Origin of the sequence: Promicromonospora soli, from assembly GCF_014653785.1 — a bacterium.
GTDB classification, from domain to species: domain Bacteria; phylum Actinomycetota; class Actinomycetes; order Actinomycetales; family Cellulomonadaceae; genus Promicromonospora; species Promicromonospora soli.
Genome location: NZ_BNAS01000004.1, coordinates 215,500 through 233,145, shown reverse-complemented (window position 1 = coordinate 233,145; position 17,646 = coordinate 215,500). Strand labels below are relative to the sequence as shown.

The following is a 17,646-nucleotide window of genomic DNA, read 5'->3' as shown; positions in this document are numbered from 1 at the left end:
GGGACCGGACATCACGCGACACAATAGGCCCATGTGGTGGTCGGTCATTCTGCTCGTGGTGTGCCTCGTGCTGGCGGTCAGCGTCTTCGTCGTCGCCAGCCAGATGGACGCGCCCTCGAGCGGCAGCACGGAGGAGTTCTCGTTCCTCCGGTGGTTCCGGGCCGTCGTCGCCCGTCTTCGCGGTGACGCCAAGAGGCGCCGGCAGGGCCGGCGGTACGGCGCGTCCGCTGTCGCCACCCATGCCGTGGGTGCCCCGTCCGTCTGGGTCGGCAAGCCGCGCGTGATCAAGCCGGACACCTCTCCGGTGGACATGGGGATGTCCGAGTTCTTCGCCGCGACCATCGAGTCCAAGCCCGGCTACGTCGACGCCGAGGAGCTGACCGACGTGCTGAGCCGGGCCCGGGACCAGGCGCAGAAGACCCTGCACGTCCCGCTCGGTACCGTGCCGCTCAAGCCGGCCAACCTCGTTCCCGGCCAGCTGCGGGCCGTCCGGCCGTTGCGATCCGTGCGATCCCTGCGGAAGGCCACGCAACAGCCGCCCTCGGCGGAGGCAGGACCGGCCCAGGCCGCGAGCTAGGCCGAGCAGGACGAGCCGGCGCGCTGCTCCTGGACGGTGCGGTGCGAGACGATCACAGGTGTGCCGCTCAGCGGGTCGGTGAGGATCGACGCCTCGACCGAGAACACCTCGCGGAGCAGGTCCGCGGTCACCACCTCGGCGGGCGGGCCTTCCGCGACGATCTCGCCGTCGCGCATGGCGACGATGTGGTGCGCGTACCGGCACGCGAGGTTGAGGTCGTGCAGCACCATGACGACCGTCCGGCCGCGGTCCCGGTTGAGCGTGGCGACGAGCTCCAGGACGTCCAGCTGATGGGCCATGTCGAGGTAGGTGGTCGGTTCGTCGAGCAGCAGCAGGTCGGTCCGCTGGGCGACCGCCATCGCGATCCAGGCCCGTTGCCGCTGTCCGCCGGACAGCTCGTCCACGGCCCGGCCGGCGAGATCCTCCGTGCCGGTGGCGCGCAGCGCGTCCGTCACGGCCTCGGTGTCGGCCTCGCCCCACTGGTGCCACCAGCTCTGGTGCGGGTGCCGCCCACGGGAGACGAGCTCGCGGACGGTGATCCCCTCGGGCGAGACGGGCGACTGGGGGAGCATGCCCATGACCCGCGCCACCTCGCGGGTGGGCCGCTCGGAGATCGCCCTTCCGTCCAGCAGCACCGTGCCGCTCGCCGGCGGCATCAGGCGGGCGAGGCCGCGGAGCAGGGTGGACTTGCCGCAGGCGTTGGGCCCGACGATGACCGTGACCTGCTCGTCCGGGACGTCGAGGGACAGCTGCCGTACGACCGTCCGGTCGCCGTAGCCCAGGGTGACGGCGTCCGCCCGCAGGCGGGCGTCCGTCGCGGTGGCCGTGTTCATCAGGGGGTCCCTCTCGTCGAGCGGCGACGCTGCAGCAGGTACAGCAGGTAGGGCGCGCCGACCAGGCCGGTCAGCACGCCGACGGGGAGCTGGGACGGCAGTGCGGTGCGCGCGATGGTGTCCGCGACCAGCACGAGCGACGCGCCGGCCGCGGCCGCCAGGATCGGCGGGATGTCGGGGACGGCGGCGAGCCGGCGCGCCACCTGGCCGGAGACCAGGGCCACGAACGCGACGGGACCCGCGGCCGAGGTGGCGAGCGCGGCGAGACATACGGCGATCAGGAGCAGTACGGCCCTGGCGCGTCCCGGCCGGACACCCCACCCGGCCGCGACGCCGTCGTCGAAGAGCAGCGCGCGGTTGGTGTGGGCGAGCACGAGGGCCGCCGGCAGTAGCACTGCCACGCCGACCAGGACCGGCGTCGCCTCGCCCCAGCCGCGAGCGTTCAGGCTTCCGGTGAGCCAGGCCGCCGAGCGCTGCGCGTCGTAGACGTCGATGCGCGTGAGCAGGAACTGCGTCAGGGCGGTCAGCGCGGCGGACAGAGCGATGCCGACGAGGAGGATACGGCGGCCCCGCAGGCCGCCGCCGCGGGCGAGCAGCGCGATCAGCCCGGCGGCGGCGAGGCCGCCCGCGAGGGCGGCGACCGGGATCGGCACGACGCCGATCGGGCCGCCCAGAGAGCCGATGGCGATGACGGACACCACCGCGACCGACGCGCCCGCACTGATGCCCAGCACGTCGGGGCTGGCCAGCGGGTTGCGCAGCACGCTCTGGCTCAGCCCGCCGGCCACGCCGAAGGCGGCGCCCACGGCCATGGCCAGGACCACCCGCGGCTGCCTGACCTCGAGCACGGCATAGACGGTGTTCTCCGGCCCGCGCCCGTGGAGCGCCTCCCAGAGGGCGGCGGGCGTCGTCGGCTCGTCGCCCAGGCTCAGGGCGACAGCGGACACGACGGCCAGGAGCAGCAGGGTCCCGAGCACGGCGACGACCACTCGCCGTCGTGGCCGTGGCCGGGGCAGCAGGGAGCGCACGGGGTTGCGGGAGCGCGCGGTGCGCGTCGGGGCGGCGATCACTGGGAACGCTCCTTCGCGCGTCGGGTCAGCCAGATGAAGAAGGGCGTGCCGAGCAGCGCGGTGACGACGCCCACCTGCACCTCGGCCGGGCGCGCTACGAGGCGGCCGACGACGTCGGCAGTCACCAGCAGCAGCGGACCCAGCACTGCCGAGAGGGCCAGCACGCGGCGCACGTCGGTCCCCACCAGCGCGCGGGCGATGTGCGGGATCACGAGGCCCACGAAGGCGATCGGCCCGGCCAGCGCCACCGCGGTCCCCGACAGCAGGACCACCGCCGCCCCCGCCAGCAAGCGGGTCCGCAGGACGGCGACGCCGAGGGCCGCAGCGGTGTCGTCGCCGAGGGCCAGGGCGTTGAGCGAGCCCGAGACGACCACGGCCAGGATCGCGCCCGCCACGGCCGGCGGGATCGCCGGCAGGAGGACGGCGGGGTCGGGCAGGCTCAGCGCGCCCACCACCCAGAACCGGTACTGGTCCATGGTCGATGCGCTGAGCAGCACGGTCGCCGAGACGGCTGCGCCGAGGAAGGCGGTCATGGCCATCCCGGCGAGTGTCATGTTCACGGGTGTGAGCCCCTCGGGCGAGCGGCTCGCGAACAGGTACACGGCCGCCGTCGCCAGCGCCGCCCCGGCCAGAGCAAGCAGCACGCGGGGCGTGCCCGCGCCGAGGCCGAGGAACGCGCTGCCCGCGACCACTGCCACCGCGCCGCCGGCGGAGATGCCCAGCAGCCCGGGGTCGGCCAGCGGGTTGCGCGTGACCGCCTGCGCCAGCACCCCGGCGACGCCGAGGGCGGAACCGACCAGCAGGCCGAGCAGGGTTCGAGGCAGCCGCAGCTCCCAGATGACTGTCGCGGCGACCCCGTCCTGGCCCAGGAGCCCGGCGAGGGTCTCGCCCGGCGACAGGACCCGGGTCCCCACGATCACGCCGGCCAGGGCGGCGACGACGAGCAGGGCGAGCGCGCCCAGCAGGACCGCGGCGACCGCGGTCCCGCTGCGTGCCACGGTCCGGGGCGCGCTCAACGCTGGTCGGCGGCGATGGCTTCCAGGTCGTCGAGGACCAGCTCGGCCCCCGCCACACCCAGACCCAGGTACCAGGTCTCGTCAGCCACCTCGTGCACGACGCCGCCGTCGGCCACCGCGGGGACCTGGTCCCACAGGGGACCGTCGACGACCGCGGCCTGCTCGGTGGAGTCAGCCTCCCCGTAGGTGCCCCACAGCAGCCAGTCGCCCTCGGCGAGCGTGATCTCCTCCGCCGAGATCTCCACGGCGAGGTCGGCGATGTCCTCGGTCTCCGGCCGGGGCAGGCCGGCGTCGTCCAGGATGATGCCGATGAACGAGTCGTTCGCATACAGCCGGATCTGCCCTGCCATGAGGCGCAGCATGGAGACCGTCGGGGCCTCGCCGCCGTTCGCCTCCGCGACCGTCGCGCCGACCTCGGCCGCGCGCTCCTCGTAGGCGTCCAGCAGCTCCTGGGCGCGCTCCTCCTCGCCCACGGCCGCCGCGTTGAGGAGGAAGTTCTCCTTCCACAGGACGCCGGGGCGCGGTGCCAGGACGGTCGGCGCGATCTCCTGCAGCTGACGCTTGAGGTCGTCGTCGTCGATCCGCAGCGACGTGCCGAGGATCAGGTCCGGCTCGAGGTTCTTGATCTGCTCGAGGTCCAGGGCGTCGTAGGGGCCGAGGTCGACGGCGTCGCCCACGTCCAGGTAGCCGGGCGCCATGCCGACGTCGGCGGGGTGGGCGATGCCGACCGGCTCGATGCCGAGGGAGGCCATGTTGTCGAGCTCGCCGGTGTCGAGCACGATGACGCGCTCCGGCTTGGCGGGGATCACCGTCTCGCCGACCTCCTCGTTGGCCACGAGGTTGCGCACCGTGCGCGGGAACTCGCCCGGGCCGGCGTCCGTGCCGAGCTGGGCAGCGAGCTTCCGGACGTCCTCGAAGCCCTCCTGGCCGGTGGCGACGTTGGACTGGTTGTCACCGGTGCCGGACTCGTCCGTCCCGCTGCAGCCGGCGAGCAGGAGGGCGCCCAGGGCGAGGGCGGCGACGGACGCGGAAACTGCGCGGGGCATGTTTGTTCCTCATGTGTTCTTGGTAACGGTGATGCGCGGCCGTGTGCGGAGCCGGCGCGTCGCCTCGGGCACTTCACCCTACATGTGCAAATTAGGTAAGCCTAAGCCGTTCCCGGCGCACCAGCCGAGAGCCTGGTCACTTCCGCGCCGCGGTCCCCGAGATGAAAGAATCTGGGCGTGAACGAGCTTCCCTGGATCGAGATCATCTCCGCCCTCGCCGTCCTCGCGGGCGGCGGCGGCATCGCCGGCCTCCTCGTCGCCCGACGCCGGAGACGGGCCGAGGACCAGGAGCAGGCCGAGCGGACGGCTGAACGGGAGGCGGTAGCCGAGCCTGCGGTGACGGCCGAGCCGGAGGCGACGGCCGCGCCCGTCGAGGCTCCCGACCTGATGGTCGAGCCGGGCCCCCTGCTCGAACCGATCGAGAAGCCCGCGCCCACCGCCGGCCGTCTGGTGCGCCTGCGCGAACGCCTCGCGCGCTCGGGCTCGCCGCTGGGCGCCCGGCTGCTGTCCGTGCTGTCCCGGGACACGCTCACCGAGGACGACTGGGACGAGATCGAGGAGGAGCTCCTCCTCGCCGACGTCGGCGCCGGCCCGACCACCGAGCTGCTGGACGCGCTGCGCACCAAGGTCCGCGTGCTGGGGGTCCGCGAGCCCGCCGCGGTGCGCAACCTGCTGCGCTCCGAGCTCGTGGCGCTCCTGCAGCCCGAGCTGGACCGGACCCTGCACACCGAGCCGACCGCGGGGGAAGCCGACGCGCACCTGCCCGCCGTGATCCTCGTGGTGGGCGTGAACGGCACGGGCAAGACGACGACGGTCGGCAAGCTGGCCCGTGTCCTGGTGGCCGACGGCCGCAGCGTCGTGCTCGGGGCCGCCGACACGTTCCGGGCCGCGGCCGCGGACCAGCTGACCACCTGGGGCAACCGGGTGGGCGTGCCGACGGTGCGCTCGGACCGCGAGGGCGCGGACCCGGCGTCTGTGGCGTTCGAGGCGGTGGCGCGCGGGCGGGACGAGAAGATCGACGTCGTGCTCGTGGACACCGCGGGGCGCCTGCAGAACAAGGCGGGCCTCATGGACGAGCTCGGCAAGATCGTGCGCGTGGCGAGCAAGGTCGCGGCGCCTAGCGAGGTGCTGCTCGTGCTGGACGCGACCACCGGTCAGAACGGGCTCTCGCAGGCGCGCGTCTTCGCGGAGGTCGCCGGCGTCACGGGCATCGTGCTGACCAAGCTGGACGGGACCGCCAAGGGCGGGATCGTGGTGCAGGTGCAGCGGGAGCTCGGTGTGCCGGTCAAGCTCGTCGGCCTCGGTGAGGGCCCGGACGACCTGGCGCCGTTCGACGTCGGCGACTTCGTGGACGGAATCCTCGGCTGAGGTACCGGCTTGAGTGCCGAATGAAGTACTGCCGAATTTCGGTCATGAATTGGTCCCCGCTGGCCATGTGTCCAGTATGTGAGAAGATGCCAGCGCGGTGTGACGTCACAGATCGATACCGGTGAAATCACGATCGGATCACGGTTCGGCAAGATATTTCGCCCAAGTCGCTCGTGAAATCAGACGTTTACATTCGCCCCGCCTGCGTCACGCATCCGTAACCTCGATGCAGGTCACGCGTAACGGCTTCCCGCGACCGTAGTCGCGGTGGGCCGAGTCAACAGGACCGGTCCGGGGAGAGAGGCATTGTCCGCGATGGAATTCGAGCTCGATAGTGGCAATACAGCCTGGATGATCACCGCAGCCTCGCTCGTGCTGCTGATGACGCCGGGCCTGGCGTTCTTCTACGGCGGCATGGTGCGCGGCAAGAGCGTCCTCAACATGATGATGATGAGCTTCAGCTCGATCGGCGTCGTCGGTCTGCTCTGGGTGCTCTTCGGCTACTCGCTGACGTTCGGCACCGACATCGGCGGCTTCATCGGCAACCCGGTCGACTACTTCGGCCTCGCGATGACCGATGCCGAGTCGCTCATGGGCGCCTACGGCGTTCCGGCCACCGTCGCGGCGGGCTACCAGGCCACGTTCGCGATCATCACCGTCGCCCTCATCTCCGGCGCCATCGCCGACCGCGTGAAGTTCGGCACCTGGATCGCCTTCGCCGCCCTCTGGGTGACGCTGGTCTACAGCCCCGTCGCGCACATGGTCTGGGGCGGCGGCCTCCTCGGCGCCGACGGGCCGATCGCCTCGGCCCTGTCGGTCCCGATCGACTTCGCCGGCGGCACCGTGGTGCACATCAACGCCGGTGCCGCGGGCCTGGCGCTCGCGCTGATCATCGGCAAGCGCAAGGGCTTCGGTACCGTTGCCATGCGTCCGCACAACCTGCCGTTCGTCATGCTCGGCGCCGCCCTCCTGTGGTTCGGCTGGTTCGGCTTCAACGCCGGCTCGGAGTTCGCCGCCGACGGCACCGCCGGCCGCGCCTGGCTCAACACCCTCGTCGCGACCGGTGTCGCGATGCTTGCCTGGATGGCCACCGAGAAGCTTCGTGACGGCGCGCCCACCACGCTCGGTGCCGCGTCCGGTGTTGTCGCCGGTCTGGTCGCCATCACCCCGGCCGCTGCCGCGGTCGACACCTACGGCTCGATCGCCATCGGCCTCGTCGCCGGTGTCCTCTGCGCCCTGGCCGTCGGCCTGAAGTACAAGTTCGGCTACGACGACTCGCTCGACGTCGTCGGCGTGCACCTGGTCGGTGGCCTCGTCGGCACCGTGCTCATCGGTCTCTTCGCCACCGACAACGCAGAGCAGTTCGGTGTCTGGTACCCGGAGGGTGCGCTCAACGGCCTGTTCTACGGCGGCGACGTCACGCAGCTGCTCACCCAGATCGTCGCCGCGCTCATCGCCGTCGTGTTCAGCTTCGTGGTCACCGCGATCATCGCGTACGCGCTGAAGGCCGTCATGGGCTGGCGCATCTCCGAGGAGGCCGAGGTCAGCGGTATCGACCTGGCCGCACACGACGAGACGGCGTACGAGGTTGCGACCGGCTCTACCATCACCGAGGTGCGCTGACCGTGACCACGGTGCAGCAACCGACTCTGAAGGAGGTACGCGCATGAAGCTCGTCACGGGTGTCATCCAGCCCCACCGTCTCGACGACGTGAAGACGGCGTTGGAGGGTGCAGGGGTTCGCGGTATGACCGTCAGCGAGGCCAGCGGCTACGGCCGGCAGAAGGGCCACACCGAGGTCTACCGCGGTGCCGAGTACACCGTCGACCTGGTGCCCAAGGTCCGCATCGAGGTCCTCGTCACGGACGAGGACGTCACCGCGGTGACCGACGCGATCGTCGGCGCGGCCCAGACCGGCAAGATCGGTGACGGCAAGGTGTGGGTCGTGTCGGTCGACGACGTGGCCCGCGTACGCACCGGCGAGCACGGCGACGCGGCCCTCTGACCGGGAGTGTTCGACTACGCATGACCAATGACCCGGTGCCCGAGGGCGCCCGGGAGCAGGCGGAGGCCCCGTACCCCACTGGTGGGGTGCGGGGCCTCCGCGACGAACTCCTCAACATCGCCGCGGACCTCACAGGCCCGGGCCGTTCGGGCCTGGCCCGGCGGTCCGCCGTCGGGCAGCGGGTCACCGACCGCCTCGGCGCCCTGTTCGCGGAGGCGACCGACGACGTCGACCCGTCCGGCATCGCCCTGGCGGCCGTCGGCAGCCTCGGTCGGGGCGAGCTCGGCCCGCTGAGCGACCTCGACCTCGTGCTCGTGCACGACGGCCGGACGCACGGTGCCGACGAGCTGCAGCGGGTGGCCGAGCGCCTCTGGTACCCGCTGTGGGACTCGGGCGTGGACATCGACCACGCCGTGCGGTCCCTGAGCCAGTCGCGGCAGGTGGCGGCGAGCGACCTCCCGGCGGTGATCGGCTGGCTGAGCGTGCGGGCGGTGGCCGGCGACGCCGTCGTGGTGCACCGGGCGGCGTCGGCCGTGCTGACGGACTGGCGCGCCGCCGCGCGGCGGCGACTGCCCGAGCTCATCTCCTCCACCCGCGACCGCGCGCAGCGTGCGGGGGAGCTCGCCTACCTCATCGAGCCCGACCTCAAGGAGGCGCGCGGCGGCATGCGGGACGCCATCCTGCTCTCCGCGCTGGCCGCCACCTGGCTCACCGACCGCCCCCACGGCGCGGTGGACGCCGCCTACACGCACCTGCTCGACGTGCGCGACACCCTGCAGGTGGTCACCCGGCGGCGCACCAGCCGCCTCCTGCTGGCGGACCTCGAGGACGTCGCCGAACGCACCGGGCACGACGACGGGGACGAGCTGCTGGCGAGCCTCGCCGAGTCCGGCCGGGTGATCTCCTACGCGCTCGACATGACCATCCGCCGAGCGCGCCAGGCGCTGTCCCGCCCGGTGGGCGTGGGCAAGCCGATCATGGTGCGCGGACGGCGCACGCCGCCCCGCCTCCGCTCGGTCGGCGACGGCCTGGTGGAGCACGACGGCGAGCTCGTGCTCGGCGTCGGGACCCGCCCGGCGGAGGACCCGCTGCTGCCGCTGCGGGCCGCCGCGACCGCTGCCAGGACCGGGCTCGTGCTGTCGCCCGTGACCATCCGGAGCCTGGAGCAGTGCCCGCCCCTGCCCGAGCCGTGGCCGCCGGCCGCGCGCGAGAGCCTGCTCGCGCTGCTCGCCGCGGGGCAGGCGCAGGTCCCGGTGTGGGAGGCGCTAGACCTCGCCGGCGTGGTCACCTCCTGGATCCCGGAGTGGGCGGACGTGCGCAACCGGCCGCAGCGCGCGGCGATCCACCGGCACACGGTGGACCGGCACCTCGTCGAGACGGCCTCGGTGGCCGCCCGGCTGCGGCGTCGGCTGCCCGACCCTTCGACAGGCTCCGGCCAGCGGGCCGCAGGCGATGCCGGCGACCTCCTGCTGCTCTCGGCGCTGCTGCACGACATCGGCAAGGTGCGTGGCGCGGCCGACCATTCGGTGGAGGGTGCCCGGCTGGTGCCCGGCATCCTGACCCGCTCGGGCTTCGCCCCCCAGGTGGTCGACGACGTCACGCGGCTCGTACGGCACCACCTCACCCTCGCCGACCTGGCCACCAAGGCCGACCCCGACGACCCGGCCACGCTGACGACGCTGCTGGAGGCGGTGGACCACCGGCGCGACCTGCTCGACGTGCTGCGCGCCCTGACCGAGGCGGACACCACGTCCCTGGGGCCCAAGGCGTGGACGGGCTGGCGCTCGCAGCTCGTGGACGGGCTCACCGAGCAAGCCCGGGCTCTGTTGCCCTGAGGAAACGGTGGTGACCGACCTCGATTAGGCTGTGCCCGTGTTCAATTCCCTGTCCGACCGGCTTACCTCGACGTTCAAGAACCTGCGCACGCGGGGCCGTCTCTCCGAGGCGGACATCGACGCGACCGTGCGGGAGATCCGCCGCGCCCTCCTCGACGCGGACGTCGCCGTGCCCGTGGTCCGCGAGTTCACCGGCGCCGTGCGCGAGCGTGCGCTGTCGTCGGAGGTCTCCGGTGCGCTGAACCCGGCCCAGCAGGTCGTCAAGATCGTCAACGAGGAGCTCGTCGACATCCTCGGCGGGGCCACACGCCCGCTCACGCTGGCCAAGACGCCGCCCACCGTCATCATGCTGGCGGGTCTGCAGGGTGCCGGTAAGACGACCCTGGCGGGCAAGCTCGCGCACGCCCTGAAGGGGCAGGGCCACACGCCGGTGCTGGTCGCCGCCGACCTCCAGCGCCCGAACGCCGTGACCCAGCTGTCCGTGGTGGCCGAGCGCGCCGGTGTGCCGGTCTTCGCGCCGCACCCGGGCAACACGTCGGAGGCCGACGACCCCGCTGCGGACGCGCCGCTGATCGGTGACCCGGTCGGCGTCGCCAGGGACGGCGTCGCGTACGCGAGGGATCGCCAGCACGACGTCGTGATCGTGGACACCGCCGGCCGCCTGGGCATCGACGAGGTGCTCATGCAGCAGGCGTCCGACATCCGCGCGGCGGTGAACCCGGACGAGGTCCTGTTCGTCATCGACGCGATGATCGGCCAGGACGCGGTGAACACCGCCAAGGCGTTCGCCGACGGCGTCGACTTCACCGGTGTGGTGCTCTCGAAGCTGGACGGTGACGCCCGTGGTGGTGCCGCCCTGTCGGTCGCCAAGGTGACCGGCAGGCCGATCATGTTCGCGTCCACGGGCGAGAAGCTGACCGACTTCGAGGTCTTCCACCCCGACCGCATGGCGAGCCGCATCCTCGACATGGGTGACGTGCTCACCCTGATCGAGCAGGCCGAGAAGGCGTTCGACGCGGACGAGGCCGAGAAGATGGCGGCCAAGGTCGCCAGCGGCCAGGACTTCACGCTCGCGGACTTCCTGGTGCAGATGCAGCAGCTGAAGAACATGGGCTCCATGAAGAAGATGCTCGGCATGCTGCCGGGCATGGCCCAGATGCGGGACCAGCTCGACCAGTTCGACGAGCGCGAGGTGGGACGCATCGAGGCGATCATCCACTCGATGACACCGACCGAGCGCGACAACCCGAAGATCATCAACGGCTCGCGCCGCGCCCGCATCGCCAAGGGTTCCGGCACCACCACCACGGCCATCAACCAGCTGCTGGAGCGCTTCGAGAGCGCCCAGAAGATGATGCGGCAGATGGCCAAGGGCGGCGGCATCGGGCCGAACGGGATGCCCGCGATGCCCGGCGGCCCCGGCATGGGCATGGGCAAGAAGTCCCGCGGCAAGACGGCGCCGCCGAAGAAGGGCAAGAAGGGCAAGTCCGGGAACCCGGCCAAGCGCGCCCAGCAGGAGCGGGAGGCGATGGAGCGTGCCCTGGGCGGTGGCCCCGCCGCCAAGCCGGCCGCGCCCGCGGGTTCGGCCTTCGGCGTCGCCCCGAAGAAGAACGACGAGGCGCCGGACCTGAACAACATCGAGCTGCCGCCGGGCCTGGAGAAGTTCCTGGGTCGGTGAGGCCTTCCGGCCGGCCGGCGTCACCGGCGCGTGGCTCCGGCCGGGTGGTTCCTGCGGGGGCGCAGCCGGTGACGGTGCCGGTGCAGGGCGAGTCCACAGTCTGAGTCGGGAAGAGCTAAGGAGCCGGATGTCTGCGCTGGAAGGCCCGACCGCGGCGATCCGCGGGCGCATCCTGCTGGGCGACGACCGAGAGGTCGAGGAGGTCTGGGTCCGCCGGGGCCGCGTCAGCCTCACCCGCCCGTCGGCGCAGGGCACCAACATGCAGGTGCTGGAGGGCTGGGCACTGCCCGGCCTGGTCGACGTGCACTGCCACATCGGTCTCGCCGCCGACGGCGCAGTCTCCGTGGACGAGGCAGAGAAGCAGGCGGTGGCGGACCGCGACGCCGGGGTGCTGCTGATCCGCGACGCCGGATCCCCGCTCGACACCTCATGGGTGCACGGGCGCGGCGACCTCCCGCACCTGCTGCGGTCGGGCATGCACCTGGCGCTCCCCAAGCGATACCTGCGCAACTACGGGCTCGAGCTCGAGTCCCCGGAGCTGCTCCCCGAGGCTGTGCGCACGCAGGCTCGGCGCGGCGACGGCTGGGTCAAGCTCGTCGGCGACTGGATCGACCGCACGCTGGGGGCCGACGGCGACCTGCGCCCCCTGTGGCCCGACGACCTGCTCCGGGAGGCGGTCGCCGTGGCGCACGCCGAGGCGGCACGCGTGACTGTGCACGCCTTCGCCACCGAGACCATCGACGGGCTGCTGGCGGCCGGTGTCGACTGCATCGAGCACGGGACCGGCATGACGGCCGAGCACATGGCCGAGGCCGCCGTGCGCGGGATCGCCGTCACGCCCACGCTGCTGCAGGTAGGTCAGTTCGAGAGCATCGCGGCGCAGGCCGACGGCAGGTACCCCGTGTACGCGAAGCGGATGCGCGCCATGTACGCGCGCCGCTACCAGCAGGTCCGGGACCTGCACGAGGCGGGTGTGCGGCTCCTGGTCGGCACCGACGCGGGCGGGACGATCTCGCACGGCCGCATAGCGGACGAGTGCGCCGAGCTGGTCGCGGCGGGCATCCCGGCGGCGGAGGTCGTGGCGATGGCGTCCTGGCGCGCCCGCGACTACCTGGGCTTCGGGGCCGTCGTCGAGGGGTCCAGCGCGGACCTCGTGGTGTACCCGGCGGACCCGCGCGAGGACATCGAGGTGCTGCGGCATCCCACGGCCGTCGTTCTGCGCGGCACCGTCTATCCGACCGCCCGCTGAGGGTGTGACGCACGCGCGGTTGGTGGGGCCCGTCGCCGTCTGGCACAATGTGCAGGTACTCGGCGTGCCCGGGCCCCTCTCACCCGGCCAGGCTGCGTCTCGGTCCCACCCACTGCTTCACCCCACGTCGCGGTGCTCGGACCATCCCATCAGAAACCAGGAGAGACCACTTCGTGGCTGTCAAGATTCGTCTCAAGCGTCTCGGCAAGATCCGGGCCCCGTACTACCGTGTCGTCGTCGCCGACTCGCGCACCAAGCGCGACGGTCGCGTGATCGAGGAGATCGGCAAGTACCACCCGACCGAGGAGCCGTCGCTCATCGAGATCAAGTCGGAGCGCGCACAGTACTGGCTCGGCGTCGGCGCACAGCCGACCGAGCAGGTCGCCGCTCTGCTCAAGGTGACCGGTGACTGGCAGAAGTTCAAGGGCCTGCCGGGTGCCGAGGGCACCCTGCGGGTCAAGGGCGACAAGGTCGACGCGGCCGCCGCTATCGAGGCCGTCGCCGCCGATGCCGAGAAGGCCAAGGCCAAGGCTGCCGAGAAGGCTGCTGCTGCCGCCGCCGAGGCTCCGGCTGCGCCGGCCGAGGGCGACGAGGCCTGATGCTCTCGGAGGCCCTCGAGCACCTGGTGCGCGGCATCGTGGACAACCCGGAAGACGTGCGCGTCTCCGCGAAGACGCTGCGCCGTGGTGACCTGCTCGAGGTCCGCGTGCACCCCGACGACCTGGGCCGTGTCATCGGCCGAGGCGGTCGCACGGCTCGCGCTCTGCGCACCGTGATCGGTGCGCTCGCCACCGAGGGCCCGGTGCGGGTCGACGTCGTGGACGTCGACCGGCGCTGAGGTTCCTTCAGTACCCAGCACTACGACGAGGCCCGGTCCGAACGAGGACCGGGCCTTGCTCGTTCCCGTTGGTCGCTCGACAAGCTCAGGAACCGCTGGTCGAGACCACCTTCATCTTCGAGGAGTGACATGCAGCTGACCGTGGCCCGCGTCAGTAAGGCGCACGGGCTCAAGGGCGAGGTGGCCCTCGACCTGCGCACGGACGATCCGGAGACCCGGCTCGCCGTCGGGGAGCGGCTCGAGACCGTGCCGGCCGCCGTCGGACCGCTGACGGTGACGCACTCGCGCGAGTACCAGGGCCGGTGGCTGGTCACGTTCGCCGAGATCGCCGACCGGAACGCCGCCGAGGACCTGCGCGGGACCGAGCTCGTCGTCGAGGCGGACGCCTCCGACGAGGAGGACGCCTGGTACCCGCACGAGCTCGAGGGCCTGCGCGTCGAGCTTGCCGACGGCACGGTGGTGGGCAAGGTCATCACCCTGGAGTACCAGCCGGCCCACGAGGCGCTGCTGATCGAGGAGAGCCTGCCCGACGGCGGCACAGCCCGCACGCTGGTCCCGTTCGTCCTGGCGATCGTGCCCGTGGTCGACGTCGCGGGCGGCCGCGTGGTGCTGACCCCGCCCGGCGGCCTGCTGGCACGGGACGCGGACGCCGCCGTCGTCGACCGGGAAGACGACTGACGTGCGCGTCGACGTCGTCTCGATCTTTCCGGACTATCTGTCGGTGCTCGACCTGTCGCTCGTGGGCAAGGCGCGGCAGCGCGGCCTGCTGGACCTACGCGTCCACGACCTGCGCGGCTGGACCACCGACCGGCACCGCACCGTCGACGACACCCCGTTCGGCGGGGGAGCCGGCATGGTGATGCGCCCGGACGTGTGGGGCACCGCCCTGGACGAGGTCCTGGAGCCGGGCGCGCGCCTGATCCTCCCGACGCCGTCAGGCGAGGTGTTCACGCAGCGGCACGCCGAGAGCCTCGCGTCGGCCGACCAGCTGGTGTTCGCGTGCGGGCGGTACGAGGGCATCGACGCGCGCGTCGCCGAGCACTACCGGGACGCCGGCGTCACGGTGCACGAGCTCTCGATCGGCGACTACGTGCTCAACGGCGGCGAGGTCGCGTCGCTGGTCATGATCGAGGCCGTGGCGCGGCTGATCCCCGGCATGGTCGGCAACCCGGACTCGCTGGTGGAGGAGTCGCACGGTGCAGCGGGGCTGCTGGAGTACCCGGTGTACACGAAGCCGCCGTCGTGGGCGGACCTCGAGATCCCGGAGGTGCTGCTGTCAGGGCACCACGCGAAGATCGAGCGCTGGCGACGGGACCGCGCGCTGGAGCGGACGGCGCAGCTGCGGCCGGACATGATCGCTGCGCTGGACGTGGCGAGCCTGGACAAGCACGACCTGGCGCTGCTCGCGGAGCTCGGCTGGGTGCCCGGCCCGGACGACGACGGGAAGCTCGCGCGGGCCTGAACGCCCGCGGGTGACGTCACACCTGCTCGGCGCGTCGGCCTGGACGCTCGTGTGGCAGAATGGGCCGTCGGTGCGTCGCCGGTCAGGTCTCTGCCACAGGGGACGACCGGGGCGGGCAACCGCCCCTGACCGGGTCAAGCCGCACCGCCATCCACACCCTTCCGGGACCCTGACGGCCAACAGCCGGGGCAGGGCCCACGAGATTCGCGCCTGACCTGTGGCAGGCCCGGAGAGAACGATGCAGAAGCTCGACATCATCGACGCAGCCTCGCTGCGGTCCGACATCCCGGCATTCCGCGCCGGTGACACCGTCAAGGTCAACGTCAAGGTCGTCGAGGGCAACCGCTCTCGTATCCAGGCGTTCCAGGGCGTTGTGATCTCCCGCCACGGCGGCGGGATCGGCGAGACGTTCGCGGTCCGCAAGGTCAGCTTCGGTGTGGGAGTGGAGCGCAAGTTCCCGCTGCACGCGCCGACCATCGAGTCCATCGAGGTCGTCACCCGCGGTGACGTGCGCCGCGCGAAGCTGTACTACCTGCGCGAGCTGCGCGGCAAGAAGGCGAAGATCCGCGAGAAGCGCGACAACTGACGCTCCCGAGCGTCTCTGCGCGACGGCACCGGCCGCCATCCTCCGTACCGAGGGTGGCGGCCGGCGCCGTACCCGCCCAGGTCTGTGGGGATATTCGACGGGGTTCATGTTCGCCCGCCGACTATTTCGCAGGCGACGCTCCGAGGTGACAGAGTTACCCTCGTGACGAGTTTCGACCGGGTGGCACCGCACACCCCTACCGATGGGACGCCCTTGAGCGCAGTTGATCCGTGGGGGAACGGTGGGGCGCATCGTCGGGGTGGGGCCGCGCACGGTCGTGAGCCGAGAAAGCAGCAGTCGGGCCTTCTCGCGATGCTCAAGGAGATCGCGATCATCGTGGTCAGCGCGCTGATCCTGTCGTGGCTGATCAAGACGCTGCTGGTGCAGCCGTTCTACATCCCGAGCGCGTCCATGGAGGACACGCTGACGCAGGGCGACCGCGTGATGGCGTCGCGCCTGACACCTGGCCCGTTCGACCTGGAGCACGGGGACATCGTCGTCTTCGTGGACCCGGGCGACTGGCTGCCGCCGTACCCGGCACCGGACCGTGGGCCGGTGGGCAACGCGGCTGTCTCGCTCCTGACGACTGTGGGGCTGCTCCCGCAGGACACCGGCGACCACCTCATCAAGCGCCTGATCGGCCTCCCCGGTGACAAGGTCGTGTGCTGCGACGCGGAGGGGCGCGTGTCGGTGAACGGCACGCCGGTCGACGAGACGTACATCAAGCCAGGATCGGTCCCGAGCCAGGACCCGTTCGACGTCACCGTGCCCGCGGACATGCTGTGGGTCATGGGTGACAACCGCCAGAACTCGCAGGACTCGCGGTACAACCGCGGTAAGCCGGGCGGCGGGTTCGTGCCCGTCGACAACGTCGTAGGCACTGCGTTCGCGACCGTGTGGCCGCTGGACCGGCTGGACTGGCACAGCCGCCCGGACGCCGTCTTCGGCGCGGTTCCGGACTCGCCCACCGCGAGCAAGTAGGTGGTGCGCAAGGTGCCCACGCTGCGACAGGAACGGGCGCTCCTCGCCTCAGGCGCCCGCCTCGTGGCGGGTATGGACGAGGTGGGGCGCGGGGCCCTCGCGGGCCCGGTCAGCGTGGGCGTCGTGGTGGTCGACGCCGGTACCCGCACCGGGCCCAAGGGCGTCGCCGACTCGAAGCTGCTGACGCCGATCGCGCGCGAGGCCATCGCGCCGGCCGTCCGGCGCTGGGCGGTGGCCTGGGCAGTGGGCCACGCGAGCCCGGCCGAGATCGACGAGCTCGGCATCATCGCGGCGCTCCGGACGGCGGGGCGGCGCGCGCTCGCGCAGGTGCGGCTCCAGTGCGGCGCCATCGACGTCGTCGTGCTGGACGGACAGCACGACTGGCTCTCGACCCCGGCGCTGGACCTGGACCTGTTCGCTGCCGCGGAAGCCCTCGCGGTGGCCGACGACCCGCTGCCCACGGTGCGGACCCTCATCAAGGCCGACATGACGTGCACGTCCGTGGCCGCCGCCAGCGTGCTGGCCAAGGTCGAGCGCGACGCGATCCTGGTCGAGCTGGCGAAGCAGCACCCCGAGTACGCGTGGGACCAGAACAAGGGCTACAGCGCGCAGGCGCACATGGACGCCCTCGGGCTGTACGGGCCGACGCCGCAGCACCGCAGGTCCTGGAACCTGCCCGGAACGCCTGCGTCGGTGGGATGATGTCGTCGTGAGCGCCGAAGACCTCGAGAACTACGAGACCGAGATGGAGCTCGCGCTCTATCGCGAATACCGCGACGTGGTGGGCCTGTTCTCCTATGTGGTGGAGACCGAACGCCGGTTCTACCTGGCCAACCAGGTGGACCTTCAGGTGCGGTCCGCCGCGGGCGAGGTGTACTTCGAGCTGCGGCTCGGCGATGCCTGGGTGTGGGACGTCTACCGCTCGGCGCGCTTCGTGAAGTCGGTGCGCGTCGTGACGTTCAAGGACGTGAACGTCGAGGAGCTGGCGAAGGCCGAGCTGGCGCTCTGAGGCCGACCGGCTGAAGCTCGTCGGAGGCTCGCACAGACCCTCGTGACGAGATTCCAGCGGTCCGAGCGCTACGCCGGCCCTGTGGATCGTCGA

The 17,646-nt window shown here is 71.9% G+C and carries 19 protein-coding genes; 15 read left to right on the top strand and 4 right to left on the bottom strand.

From position 1 onward, the window contains the following. Positions 1-31: 31 nt before the first annotated feature. Complete coding sequence (locus IE250_RS14195; RefSeq protein WP_189669931.1) at positions 32-577, top strand: hypothetical protein; 546 nt, start codon at positions 32-34, stop codon at positions 575-577. Here IE250_RS14195 and IE250_RS14190 read toward each other — a convergent pair. From IE250_RS14190 to IE250_RS14175, 4 genes are read right to left on the bottom strand one after another with little or no spacing between them, the layout of a single operon-like run. Beyond that, on the bottom strand, positions 574-1,410 hold the full coding sequence (locus tag IE250_RS14190; protein ID WP_189669930.1) for an ABC transporter ATP-binding protein: 837 nt from the start codon (positions 1,408-1,410) through the stop codon (positions 574-576). The genes IE250_RS14195 and IE250_RS14190 overlap by 4 nt on opposite strands. After that, on the bottom strand, positions 1,410-2,480 hold the full coding sequence (locus IE250_RS14185) for a FecCD family ABC transporter permease (protein ID WP_229872461.1): 1,071 nt from the start codon (positions 2,478-2,480) through the stop codon (positions 1,410-1,412). Before IE250_RS14185 ends, IE250_RS14190 begins: the two co-directional genes overlap by 1 nt. Beyond that, the gene (locus tag IE250_RS14180; protein ID WP_229872460.1) at positions 2,477-3,478 is read right to left on the bottom strand and encodes a FecCD family ABC transporter permease; all 1,002 of its coding nucleotides are present in this window, start codon (positions 3,476-3,478) and stop codon (positions 2,477-2,479) included. The genes IE250_RS14185 and IE250_RS14180 overlap by 4 nt, the downstream gene beginning before the upstream one ends. Before the next feature lie 14 nt (positions 3,479-3,492). Continuing rightward, positions 3,493-4,542 (bottom strand): iron-siderophore ABC transporter substrate-binding protein, encoded by a 1,050-nt coding sequence (locus tag IE250_RS14175; RefSeq protein ID WP_189669928.1) that lies wholly within the window; start codon positions 4,540-4,542, stop codon positions 3,493-3,495. A gap of 177 nt (positions 4,543-4,719) precedes the next feature. Here IE250_RS14175 and ftsY point away from each other — a divergent pair, with 177 nt between their 5' ends. The 14 genes from ftsY to IE250_RS14105 all read left to right on the top strand — a co-directional run bounded on the left by ftsY (position 4,720) and on the right by IE250_RS14105 (position 17,553). Continuing rightward, positions 4,720-5,910 (top strand): signal recognition particle-docking protein FtsY, encoded by a 1,191-nt coding sequence (ftsY, locus tag IE250_RS14170; protein WP_189669927.1) that lies wholly within the window; start codon positions 4,720-4,722, stop codon positions 5,908-5,910. Between the two features lie 315 nt (positions 5,911-6,225). Next, entirely contained in the window at positions 6,226-7,533 is a 1,308-nt protein-coding gene (locus IE250_RS14165) for an ammonium transporter (RefSeq protein ID WP_189670300.1), read from the top strand. A gap of 43 nt (positions 7,534-7,576) precedes the next feature. Beyond that, a complete protein-coding gene (locus IE250_RS14160; RefSeq protein WP_129783581.1) occupies positions 7,577-7,915 on the top strand; it encodes a P-II family nitrogen regulator in 339 nt (112 codons plus the stop codon). A 20-nt stretch (positions 7,916-7,935) separates the two neighbouring features. Continuing rightward, the gene (locus IE250_RS14155; protein WP_189669926.1) at positions 7,936-9,750 is read left to right on the top strand and encodes a [protein-PII] uridylyltransferase family protein; all 1,815 of its coding nucleotides are present in this window, start codon (positions 7,936-7,938) and stop codon (positions 9,748-9,750) included. A gap of 37 nt (positions 9,751-9,787) precedes the next feature. Beyond that, positions 9,788-11,428, top strand: a complete 1,641-nt coding sequence (gene ffh / locus IE250_RS14150; protein ID WP_189669925.1) for a signal recognition particle protein — start codon at positions 9,788-9,790, stop codon at positions 11,426-11,428. Positions 11,429-11,555: 127 nt separating this feature from the next. Continuing rightward, positions 11,556-12,677, top strand: coding sequence for an amidohydrolase family protein (locus IE250_RS14145; protein ID WP_189669924.1), 1,122 nt, complete (start codon positions 11,556-11,558; stop codon positions 12,675-12,677). A 173-nt stretch (positions 12,678-12,850) separates the two neighbouring features. Then, positions 12,851-13,276 (top strand): 30S ribosomal protein S16, encoded by a 426-nt coding sequence (rpsP, locus tag IE250_RS14140; RefSeq protein WP_189669923.1) that lies wholly within the window; start codon positions 12,851-12,853, stop codon positions 13,274-13,276. Continuing rightward, a complete protein-coding gene (locus IE250_RS14135) occupies positions 13,276-13,515 on the top strand; it encodes an RNA-binding protein (protein WP_108491086.1) in 240 nt (79 codons plus the stop codon). Before rpsP ends, IE250_RS14135 begins: the two co-directional genes overlap by 1 nt. Positions 13,516-13,644: 129 nt before the next feature. Then, entirely contained in the window at positions 13,645-14,193 is a 549-nt protein-coding gene (gene rimM, locus IE250_RS14130) for a ribosome maturation factor RimM (protein ID WP_189669922.1), read from the top strand. 1 nt (position 14,194) lies between these two features. After that, positions 14,195-14,977, top strand: coding sequence for a tRNA (guanosine(37)-N1)-methyltransferase TrmD (gene trmD, locus IE250_RS14125; protein WP_189669921.1), 783 nt, complete (start codon positions 14,195-14,197; stop codon positions 14,975-14,977). A 238-nt stretch (positions 14,978-15,215) separates the two neighbouring features. Beyond that, positions 15,216-15,563, top strand: coding sequence for a 50S ribosomal protein L19 (gene rplS, locus IE250_RS14120; RefSeq protein WP_189669920.1), 348 nt, complete (start codon positions 15,216-15,218; stop codon positions 15,561-15,563). 312 nt (positions 15,564-15,875) lie between these two features. Next, a complete protein-coding gene (gene lepB / locus IE250_RS14115; RefSeq protein ID WP_189669919.1) occupies positions 15,876-16,544 on the top strand; it encodes a signal peptidase I in 669 nt (222 codons plus the stop codon). 3 nt (positions 16,545-16,547) lie between these two features. Further along, on the top strand, positions 16,548-17,246 hold the full coding sequence (gene rnhB, locus IE250_RS14110; RefSeq protein ID WP_189669918.1) for a ribonuclease HII: 699 nt from the start codon (positions 16,548-16,550) through the stop codon (positions 17,244-17,246). 7 nt (positions 17,247-17,253) lie between these two features. Beyond that, entirely contained in the window at positions 17,254-17,553 is a 300-nt protein-coding gene (locus IE250_RS14105; RefSeq protein WP_119137991.1) for a DUF2469 domain-containing protein, read from the top strand. Positions 17,554-17,646 lie beyond the last annotated feature (93 nt).

What these genes read in the sequence shown, in the direction of transcription:
- rplS (WP_189669920.1), top strand. Translation starts at nt 15,216, where the DNA reads ATGCAGAAGCTCGACATCATCGACGCAGCCTCGCTGCGGTCCGACATC.
- IE250_RS14190 (WP_189669930.1), bottom strand. Translation starts at nt 1,410, where the DNA reads ATGAACACGGCCACCGCGACGGACGCCCGCCTGCGGGCGGACGCCGTC.
- lepB (WP_189669919.1), top strand. Translation starts at nt 15,876, where the DNA reads ATGCTCAAGGAGATCGCGATCATCGTGGTCAGCGCGCTGATCCTGTCG.
- rimM (WP_189669922.1), top strand. Translation starts at nt 13,645, where the DNA reads ATGCAGCTGACCGTGGCCCGCGTCAGTAAGGCGCACGGGCTCAAGGGC.
- IE250_RS14160 (WP_129783581.1), top strand. Translation starts at nt 7,577, where the DNA reads ATGAAGCTCGTCACGGGTGTCATCCAGCCCCACCGTCTCGACGACGTG.
- IE250_RS14145 (WP_189669924.1), top strand. Translation starts at nt 11,556, where the DNA reads ATGTCTGCGCTGGAAGGCCCGACCGCGGCGATCCGCGGGCGCATCCTG.
- IE250_RS14195 (WP_189669931.1), top strand. Translation starts at nt 32, where the DNA reads ATGTGGTGGTCGGTCATTCTGCTCGTGGTGTGCCTCGTGCTGGCGGTC.
- IE250_RS14165 (WP_189670300.1), top strand. Translation starts at nt 6,226, where the DNA reads ATGGAATTCGAGCTCGATAGTGGCAATACAGCCTGGATGATCACCGCA.
- IE250_RS14175 (WP_189669928.1), bottom strand. Translation starts at nt 4,542, where the DNA reads ATGCCCCGCGCAGTTTCCGCGTCCGTCGCCGCCCTCGCCCTGGGCGCC.
- IE250_RS14155 (WP_189669926.1), top strand. Translation starts at nt 7,936, where the DNA reads ATGACCAATGACCCGGTGCCCGAGGGCGCCCGGGAGCAGGCGGAGGCC.
- IE250_RS14135 (WP_108491086.1), top strand. Translation starts at nt 13,276, where the DNA reads ATGCTCTCGGAGGCCCTCGAGCACCTGGTGCGCGGCATCGTGGACAAC.